This is a genomic window from Brevibacterium sp. Marseille-P9724 (assembly GCF_902500275.1).
GTDB lineage: Bacteria > Actinomycetota > Actinomycetes > Actinomycetales > Brevibacteriaceae > Brevibacterium.
Window position 1 is genome coordinate 242634 of sequence record NZ_LR722993.1, and the last position, 8381, is coordinate 251014.

General features: G+C 64.8%; 8 protein-coding genes. 5 read left to right on the forward strand and 3 right to left on the reverse strand.

The features are described 5' to 3' along the window. Positions 1-36: 36 nt before the first annotated feature. Both GC119_RS07035 and GC119_RS07040 read right to left on the reverse strand, forming a co-directional pair. Complete coding sequence (locus tag GC119_RS07035; protein WP_070777471.1) at positions 37-1767, reverse strand: DNA repair helicase XPB; 1731 nt, start codon at positions 1765-1767, stop codon at positions 37-39. Next, positions 1764-3920: a helicase-associated domain-containing protein gene (locus GC119_RS07040; RefSeq protein WP_070777469.1), complete on the reverse strand. Its 2157-nt coding sequence runs from the start codon at positions 3918-3920 to the stop codon at positions 1764-1766. Before GC119_RS07040 ends, GC119_RS07035 begins: the two co-directional genes overlap by 4 nt. Positions 3921-4008: 88 nt before the next feature. Between GC119_RS07040 and GC119_RS07045 the strand changes: the two genes are divergently transcribed. From GC119_RS07045 to GC119_RS07060, 4 genes are all read left to right on the forward strand, one after another. Further along, positions 4009-4230 (forward strand): LPXTG cell wall anchor domain-containing protein, encoded by a 222-nt coding sequence (locus tag GC119_RS07045; protein ID WP_070777467.1) that lies wholly within the window; start codon positions 4009-4011, stop codon positions 4228-4230. Between the two features lie 160 nt (positions 4231-4390). Then, complete coding sequence (locus GC119_RS07050) at positions 4391-4759, forward strand: cold-shock protein (RefSeq protein WP_070574741.1); 369 nt, start codon at positions 4391-4393, stop codon at positions 4757-4759. Continuing rightward, positions 4759-5607 carry a DUF3027 domain-containing protein gene (locus GC119_RS07055; RefSeq protein WP_070574739.1) on the forward strand — a complete coding sequence of 283 codons (849 nt, stop codon included), beginning with the start codon at positions 4759-4761 and terminating at the stop codon, positions 5605-5607. Before GC119_RS07050 ends, GC119_RS07055 begins: the two co-directional genes overlap by 1 nt. After that, positions 5594-6103, forward strand: a complete 510-nt coding sequence (locus GC119_RS07060) for a DUF456 domain-containing protein (RefSeq protein ID WP_193215637.1) — start codon at positions 5594-5596, stop codon at positions 6101-6103. The genes GC119_RS07055 and GC119_RS07060 overlap by 14 nt, the downstream gene beginning before the upstream one ends. Positions 6104-6382: 279 nt before the next feature. Here GC119_RS07060 and serC read toward each other — a convergent pair whose 3' ends face one another. Next, complete coding sequence (serC, locus tag GC119_RS07065) at positions 6383-7501, reverse strand: phosphoserine transaminase (protein ID WP_151952771.1); 1119 nt, start codon at positions 7499-7501, stop codon at positions 6383-6385. Between the two features lie 77 nt (positions 7502-7578). Here serC and pdxH point away from each other — a divergent pair, with 77 nt between their 5' ends. Next, a complete protein-coding gene (pdxH, locus tag GC119_RS07070; protein ID WP_151952772.1) occupies positions 7579-8253 on the forward strand; it encodes a pyridoxamine 5'-phosphate oxidase in 675 nt (224 codons plus the stop codon). Positions 8254-8381 lie beyond the last annotated feature (128 nt).

An 8381-nucleotide genomic window follows, 5' to 3' on the forward strand; every position in this document is an offset into this window, starting at 1 on the left:
CGGCTCTGCTCTGGTCAGGTGGACAGCGCGGTGGCTTCAGGCATTGCTGATGGTGTAGCTGTAGCCCTGTTCTGTGAGGAACCTCCGGCGGTGGCCGGCGAACTGCTCGTCGACCGTTTCGGCTGCCACGACGGTGTAGAACGATGCCGCTTGGCGGCTTTCCTTGGGCCGCAGGATCCGCCCGAGCCGCTGTGCTTCTTCCTGGCGTGAGCCGAAGGACCCTGACACCTGGATGGCGACGGAGGCCTCTGGCAGGTCGACGGAGAAGTTGGCGACCTTTGACACCACGAGCACCGAGATTTCGCCCGTGCGGAACGCTTCGTAGAGTCTTTCGCGTTCTGCTTCGCCGGTTTTGCCCGTCAGCACGGGCGCGTTCAGCTCTTCGCCGAGTTCTTCCAGCTGATCGAGGTACTGGCCGATGACGAGCACCTGCTGATCACGGTGATTCTCCACCAAGCGGCGAACCACGGGAAGTTTGACATCGCTGGTGGCGGCCAGCCGGTAGCGGTCTTCGCCTTCGGCACTGGCATAGGCCACTCGGGTTGAACGGTCCAGGCGGACCCGCACTTCTTCGCAGTGGGCGGTGGCGATGTAGCCGGCGGCTTCGATTTCCTTCCACGGAACTTCGAACTGCTTGGGGCCGATGAGGCTGAAGACCTCGTCTTCACGGCCGTCCTCGCGCACGAGCGTCGCAGTCAGGCCCAGGCGGCGGCGCGCCTGCAGGCCCGCGGTCAGGCGGAAGACGGGTGCCGGCAGCAGGTGGACTTCGTCGTAGATGACCAGGCCCCAGTCACGAGCGTCGAGCAGCTCCAGGTGCAGGTAGGAGCCTTTGCGGCGGGTGGTGAGCACCTGGTAGGTGGCGATGGTGACAGGTCGGATCTCTTTGACCGCCCCGGAGTATTCGCCGATTTCGTCTTCTGTCAGGTTGGTGCGGCGCAGCAGTTCGGCCTTCCACTGCTTGGCGGACACCGAATTGGTCACCAGGATGAGAGTGGTGGTGCGCACCTGCGCCATCGTCGCTGCGCCCACGATTGTTTTGCCCGCACCGCAGGGCAGGACGACAACACCGGATTCACCGCGCATAAACGTCTGCACAGCGTCTTCTTGATAGGGCCGCAGGCGCCACTCTTCGCCACCAGAAGGGCCACCTGCGGCACCTGCGCTCTCATGAGCCTCACCGGAGCCTCCCGACCCCTCACGGGAGTCGGGGGAACCAGCGGCCCCTGACGGCGCCTCGTGGTAGTTCAGTTCGATGGTGTGTGCCTCACCGTCGACGTAGCCGGCGTGGTCGGCCACCGGGTGGCCCAGTTTGAGCAGGCGGAACTTCAGTTCGCCGCGTTCGGAGGGGTACACCTCGATGGTGCCGGGGTCGATCCGGGTGCCGAAGATGCCCTGGAGCTCGGGCTGTTCGGCCAGGTTCTCCAGCAGTGCGGTGTCTGAGGATTCGAGCACCAGACCGTGCACCGGCGAACTGGTCAGCACCAGCACCCCAAAACGGTCCATGAGATCGACGATCTCCAGCAGCAGTTCGTGGGGGACGGGGTATTTGGCGTATTCGAGCAGGGTGTCGATGACGGATTCGGCATCGTGGCCGGAAGCGCGGGCATTCCACAGTCCCAGCGGTGTGATGGTGTACGTGTGAATGTACTCGGGCGTGCGCGCCAGCTGGGCGAACGGGGCGATTGCCGCTGCGGCTTCGGCGGCGTCGGGATGGCCTGATTCCAGCAGGATTGTGCTGTCGGACTGGACGACGAGGGGGCCTGTCACTGTGTGCCTTCCTCGGCGGGGGAGACGCTGATGATCCGCGACAGTGAGGCTGCGATTTCACTGCCGTTGCGGATTCCGCGCACTCGCCCGCCGGTGATTGCCGTTGGGGTCAGAGTGATGGTGGTGCTGCTGCCGTCGGCGCGGGCGAGTGTGACGGTGACGCTCTGCTGCCGGTCGATGGCTGCGCGCAGAATGCCCGAGGTGGATGCCGGGTCGCCCTCGGTCGCTTCTGCTGTGCTGCGAACTCCGGCAATGTAGCGGCCGAGGTCGGCATCTGCAATGCGGGCGGTGCGCCGGGTGACGGCTGGTGCGGTTTGTCTGGGGGCGCGCCGCGGCTGTGCTGAGGGGGCTTCGGTCAGGGTCGATGTGCCCGCGCCTTCCAGCAGGGCGCGCAGGCGGTCGGAGCTGATGCCGGACAGCGCGACGGTGGGCGCCACACGGGTCAGCTGGGCCGGGGTGAGCAGCGGGTCGGCCAGCATGGCGTCGAGTTCGTCGGGGTCGTCGACGATGACGGCGCCGCGAGCGCCTGCCACCTGCACGCGGTTGAGCCGGGAGGCGACCCCGTCGATGAGGAATTCCAGCGGCTGCGGTACCCCGGTTGAGGAGCATTCGCGCAGAGTGTCGGCGATGTCTGTGCGGTTCAGCCCCGCGCGCAGGGCCCGTTCGATGCTCTTTTCGGTGAACCGGTACACGGTTCCCTGGCCGCGGGTTTCTATGTCTGCAATCGAATCGAGTTTCTGTGCCAGGTCCGGGTGGACGGGGCCGGTGGCCACAGCGGTGAGGTCGGACTGGATGACGACGCTTACGGCGTAGTCCGGCAGGAGCTGCCCAACTGTTTCGGGGAAGTCGGCTGGCACTGTGGCGGCTGATCCGGCGTAGTCCAGCGGCTGGGCGGCCGCGGGCAGGGACGCATCCAGGTGTTCGGCCAGTGCGCGGCCCAAAGGAGTCAGCCCACAGGAATCGGGGGCGCTCAGGGGTGTGGCGACAAGGCCGAGGAACTCCGCTTCGGTCAGCATTTGGGCGAGGGTGTCGCGGTTGAACGCGGGTGCCAGGGGATAGCGCCACCGGAGTGCCGCCGTGAGGTCGGCAAGCCGGATGCTCAGAGCTGTCGAGGTGCCGGAGTCTGCCGAGGTCCCGGCTGCGGTGGCGCTGCCGTGCCGGGGCAGCAGTGACTCTGGCGAGTGCAGGGCCCGCAGCAGGCGGAAGCGGGTTGAGCGGACTGGCGGCAGGGCCGAGGGGTGGCCGCCGTAGGGATTGGCGGTGGTGGGTTTGACAACGGAGTTAAGCGGGTGCACGCGGTCACCGCGAGGGGTGTGACCGGCGGCGATGTGGGTGATGTCTTCACCCATGCGCAGCCAGGCGCGCACGAGTGCTGCGTGCAGGCTGCCGCGGTCGGTGCGCTTGAGGACGTCGTATTCGGCCGTGGGCAGCCACACGGGGTCGATGTTGGAGCTGTCGACGCCGACGAGGTTGAGAGAACCGCACAGTTCGAGCACGAAGATCGTCTGCGCGTATTCGAGGTCAAGGGCTGATGACAGTCGCTGCACATCGCGTTTGCCGACACCGCCGGACATCAGCTGGCTGGGCGGGTCCGCTTCGATTGCGCGCACAGCAGCTGCGATTGTGCCGCCTGCAGCCCCGGCGGCAGCCGCCTGGGCGTTGCGGGCAACAGACTCGGGGATAGGGGTGAGGACGGGTTCATTCGGCTGGGTGTACTCCGTCCACTCCGGCGGGTGGGCGGATTCCGCCGCAGAAGTGGGCAGCAGGGCAATTGCCTCGGACTGGAAGCCGAAGGCCTCGGCATCGCCCGGGTCGCTCTGTTCAGCCTCCCCTGTGCTGCCAGTGTGTGCGGGCCACAGCAGGCCCAGAAGAATCAGACGGCTGAGAACATCCGAACCGGCGTTGAGTTCCCCACGGGGAACAACGGGATCAACACGCGCCGCCTTCGCTGCACGCAGAGCCGCCTGCAGCTCATCGGCGTTGAGCGCTTCCAGGGCAACGGCCACCCCTTTGCGAGTGGAGGCCGAACCGGCCAGGCGGCTGAGCGCTGCCGTATCGGATCGAACCAGATCGCGCCGAGTGCGGACAAAATCCGCAAACCAGTCGGCAGGAGCACTGCCCAGCCAGCCGGTGAAAGTCTGAAAGCCCTTCATCCCTCCGAGTCTAGACGGCACCCGAAAAACAGGCGGCTAGAATGGGTGGTTCACCCGTCGGCAGAGACACAACACCGAAAGGCCCACAGTGACACCCAGCACGAACGAGCAGCGCACATCGTGGACGCTGATCGCCGCGCTTGCGCTCATGCTCCTGGGTGCCATCGCGCTGGTCGTGGTGATTGTCCAAGGCCTCACCGTCGGGCATCCCTCGAAGGTGCTGACCTGGGTGGGAATGATTGCCCCGAGCGCATCGTTCATCCTGTTCCTGGCGTGGCTGACAAGCGCGTTCTTCCGCCGCCGCACCTAGAGCACACACCTAGACCAGGCGGGAACGCCCCGCGGGCGCCGTACTCGCCGATCCCAGGCACACCCCAACATGCAAGCGGACCGAACCGGCGCCTCGTAAGCTCCGGCCCGCATACACCCCAACAGATCCGCACGAAAGTGCGTTGAGAAAAGGACTGACAATGCCCACAGGACGCGTGAAGTGGTTTGACCCGGACAAGGGATTCGGCTTCGTCACCGGTGACGACGGTGAAGAGTTCTTTATGCACTCGTCGTCGCTGCCCGACGGCGTGACCGTGCACAAAGGGTCTCGTCTGGACTTCGACATCGTGGACTCCCGCCGAGGCCGTCAGGTGCTGCGGGCCCGCCTGCTGGACGCCCCTCCGCGCGTGCGTCCCAACCCGGACAAGACGGCAGATATGATTGAAGACGTCATCACAATGCTCGATGACACACTGGCCGGACTGCGACAGGGCCGTTACCCGGACGCGGAATTCTCCGCAAAAGTCGCCGAGGTCCTGCGCCACGTTGCCGACGACCTGGAGGGCTGATGACCAGCTGCTACGCCGAATGGAGAGCCGCGCTGGGGGAGATCAACCCGATCTTGGCCCAGGCGGTCGACACCGCGCGCACAGCGATTGCCGACATGACCGACGAATCGTCCATCGGCGAGCACCTGGGCGTGGTGGCCGAAGGCGCCTACGCGGCTTCCCACATCTTTCAGTGCCGCACCCCGGGCTACCCGGGCTGGTATTGGACGGCGATCCTCGCACTGGCACCGGGCTCGGAGCGCGTCACGGTGTCCGAAACCGCTCTGCTGCCCGGCGAAGACGCACTGGTCGCACCCGACTGGGTGCCGTGGAGAGACAGGCTGCGCCCCTCCGACATCGGCGCTCGCGACGTTCTGCCGAAAGACGAAGACGATCCGAACCTCGAACTGGGTTTGGAGCAGGTCAAGGTCGAAGTCGAGGACGACATCGACCAGATCCCCAATTTTGAGTTCGGCCTGGGACGCAAGCGCGTGCTGTCGCGCGATGGGATCGCAGCGGCGGCTGCCCGCTGGGCGGAATCCGATTCCGGCCCGGACTCCGAATACGCTTCCGAAGCGTCTGCCAAATGCCGCACCTGCGGTTTCCTCATGCCCATCGCTGGCTCTGTGCGCACCCAGTTCGGCCTGTGCGCCAACGCCGCATCACCGTTTGACGGGCGCGTGGTTTCCCTGAACAACGGCTGCGGAGCGCACTCAGAAACCGATGTCCGCAAACACGATGACACTGCCGAACCTGTTATCGACGACCGCGCCGAAGACTTCGAAATGGTCGGCGGCGAGGTTGCTGATAAGGGCGGCGACACCTCGGCTGCCGATGCCGAACACGAAGGCCATAATGCTGAGCACTGACGCTCAGGTCTGGGCCACTGTCATCGCCTATGTCGGCCTGGTGATCGGGTGCGCGGGCATTATCGTGCCGGTGATTCCGGGTTCGATTCTGAATCTGTTTGTGCTGATCGGCTGGGGTGTTGCGGTGAACTCCACTATGGGCTGGTCGGGTGCTGCAGGCGGGATCCTTCTGACGATCATCGGCATAGCGGCCTCGTGGGTGTTGACGGGCAATCGGCTGAAAAAGCTCGAGGTGCCCAACCGTGTGATCGCGATAGCCGCGCTCAGCGCTGTTGTCGGCATGTTCGCGCTGCCGGGGCCGGGGCTGCTCATCGGCTTTGTCGTCGGCCTGTTCATCGCTGAATGGGTGCGGCACTCAACGGCGCGTGAAGCTCTCGAAACCACAAAGGGCACACTCGTTGCCGTCGGCATCGGTCTGGGCATTGAACTTCTGTGCGCCGGTGCGGCTTTCATCGCGCTGACAATGGGTGTTTTCCTGCACTTCACCACTGTGTGAGCCGGGGGCGGGTGTGGCGTGTGGCCCAGCCGGTGGAGCGTTCGCAACCTTGCCGGCACCTCGCTGGGGTGAGTGGCCCGTCCTTACCCCGCCGGCACCTCGTCCCCTTAGCCCTCCCGGCCGCCAAAAGTTACTCTGCCGTCTAGTCGACAAAACGAGGCGATCCGTGCGTTTTTGCCTCAATATTCCGACTAGATTGCAGAAACCCCGGCTTGAGCAGGCAAAAATGGCGAGGCCCCCAATATCGGGAGCCTCGCCAATTCTGCCCCTAACGCAGCCTCAGCCGCGCAGGGCGCTGAGTGTGAAGTCGATGCAGTCGAGCAGCGCCTTGACGTCTTCCGGGGGGACCGAAACGAAAGTGGCGATCCGCAGCTGGTTGCGGCCGAGCTTGCGGTAGGGCTCGACATCGACAACTCCGCTTGCGCGCAGAGTCTTGGCGATCTCGGCTGCGTCGACGGAATCGTCAAAGTCGACAGTGCACACGACGTTGGAACGGTCAGCCGGGTCACTCACGAACGGTCGGGCGACATCGCTCTTTTCGGCCCAGTCGTAGACCAGGCTGGCTGAAGTGCCGGTGCGCTCTGCAGCCCAGGCCAGTCCGCCGTTGCCGTTGATCCAGTCGATCTGCTCAGCCAGCATGATGAGCGTGGCCACGGCCGGGGTGTTGTACGTCTGGTTCTTTGCCGAATTGTCGATCGCCGTCACCAAGTCCAGCGAAGCGGGAATCCACCGGCCGAAGCTCTTGAGCGACCGAGCGCGCTCGATTGCCCGCGGGCTCATAATGGCGATCCACAGACCGCCGTCGGAGCCCATGTTCTTCTGCGGCGCGAAGTAGTAGACATCGGTTTGGGCAATGTCGACGTTCAGACCGCCTGCGGCTGAAGTCGCGTCGATGGCGACGAGAGCGTCATCGGCAATGCCCTCTGGCCGCTTCACCGGTGCGGCTGCTCCCGTCGAAGTTTCATTGTGCGGCCACGCGTAGAGGTCAGCACCGTCGACCGCGGTGGGAACGGCAACCGAGCCCGGCTGTGCTTCGAACACTGCGGAATCGTCGAGGAAAGGAGTCGTGTCGGTGGCCTTTGCGAACTTGCTGCCGAACTCGCCGAAAGAACCGTGGGCTGCTTTTCTGCGCACGAGTCCGAAGGAAGCGGCGTCCCAGAAGGCGGTGGAACCGCCGTTGCCGAGCACCACCTCGTACCCTTCGGGGAGGTTGTACAGTTCGGTCAGTCCGGCGCGGATGCGCCCGACGATGTTCTTCACGGGCGCCTGGCGGTGCGAGGTGCCCATAACGGTTGTGGCAGCGTCTGCCAGGGCGGTCATCTGTTCGGGGCGAATGCGAGCGGGGCCAGCGCCGAAACGGCCGTCGGCGGGCAGCAGCTCTTCTGGAATTGTGATCACGCTTTTATCGTAGTCAGACACAGCCCGCCGACCGGACAGCCCCCGGAGGCCAGTGGGCACGCGGGTAGTCTGGATCTATGATCGACATCCCGGATTCCCTGGCCGAACTCGCACAGCAGCGCATTGAATACGGTGCTGACGATCTTGACCATCTTGAGGACACCCCGTTTGAGCAGTTTGCCGCGTGGTACGACTGTGCCCACGAGAACCTGCGCGAACCCAATGCGATGGTCGTGGCGACCGCGGATGACACGGGGCCGACTGCCCGTTTGGTGCTGTTGAAGAGCTTTGATGAGCGCGGCTTTGTCTTCTACACCCACTACACGTCTGCCAAGGGTGCGCAGCTTGCTCAGTCACCGCGCGCCTCGCTCGTGTTCCCGTGGCACGAACTCAGCAGGCAGGTGCGGGTGCGCGGTGTTGTCGAAAAGGTCTCGCCGGAAGAATCGGACGCCTATTTCGCTAAGCGTCCGCGTGGTTCGCAGATCGGCGCGGTTGCTTCACACCAGTCCCAGCCGGTGCGCAGCAGGTCGGTTCTTCAGCAGCGCTATCAGGATGTCGAGGCGGAGCTTGCCGGCCGCCCGGTTAAACGGCCGGACTCGTGGGGCGGGTACCTGCTTCGTCCGTTCGAAGTGGAGTTTTGGCAGGGCATGGAGAACCGGATGCACGACAGGTGTGTTTTCACCAGCCGTTCTGGGGCACCGGCCGATCTGGCGGATGTTTCCCAGTGGTCGACTGCCCGTCTGGAGCCCTAGGTGTAGTTCCTCGGGAGGTTGTGAACGGGATTTGAGGTCAGAGAAGACCCCCGGTATCGAGGTGGGTAACGACACGCACCCTGACCCGGAGGTCTTCCATGACACACCGTAACGCCCCGATGACCATC

Excerpts from the sequence above, each read along its gene's own strand:
- GC119_RS07040 (WP_070777469.1), bottom strand. The coding sequence starts at position 3,920 with ATGAAGGGCTTTCAGACTTTCACCGGCTGGCTGGGCAGTGCTCCTGCC.
- GC119_RS07050 (WP_070574741.1), top strand. The coding sequence starts at position 4,391 with ATGCCCACAGGACGCGTGAAGTGGTTTGACCCGGACAAGGGATTCGGC.
- GC119_RS07055 (WP_070574739.1), top strand. The coding sequence starts at position 4,759 with ATGACCAGCTGCTACGCCGAATGGAGAGCCGCGCTGGGGGAGATCAAC.
- GC119_RS07060 (WP_193215637.1), top strand. The coding sequence starts at position 5,594 with ATGCTGAGCACTGACGCTCAGGTCTGGGCCACTGTCATCGCCTATGTC.
- pdxH (WP_151952772.1), top strand. The coding sequence starts at position 7,579 with ATGATCGACATCCCGGATTCCCTGGCCGAACTCGCACAGCAGCGCATT.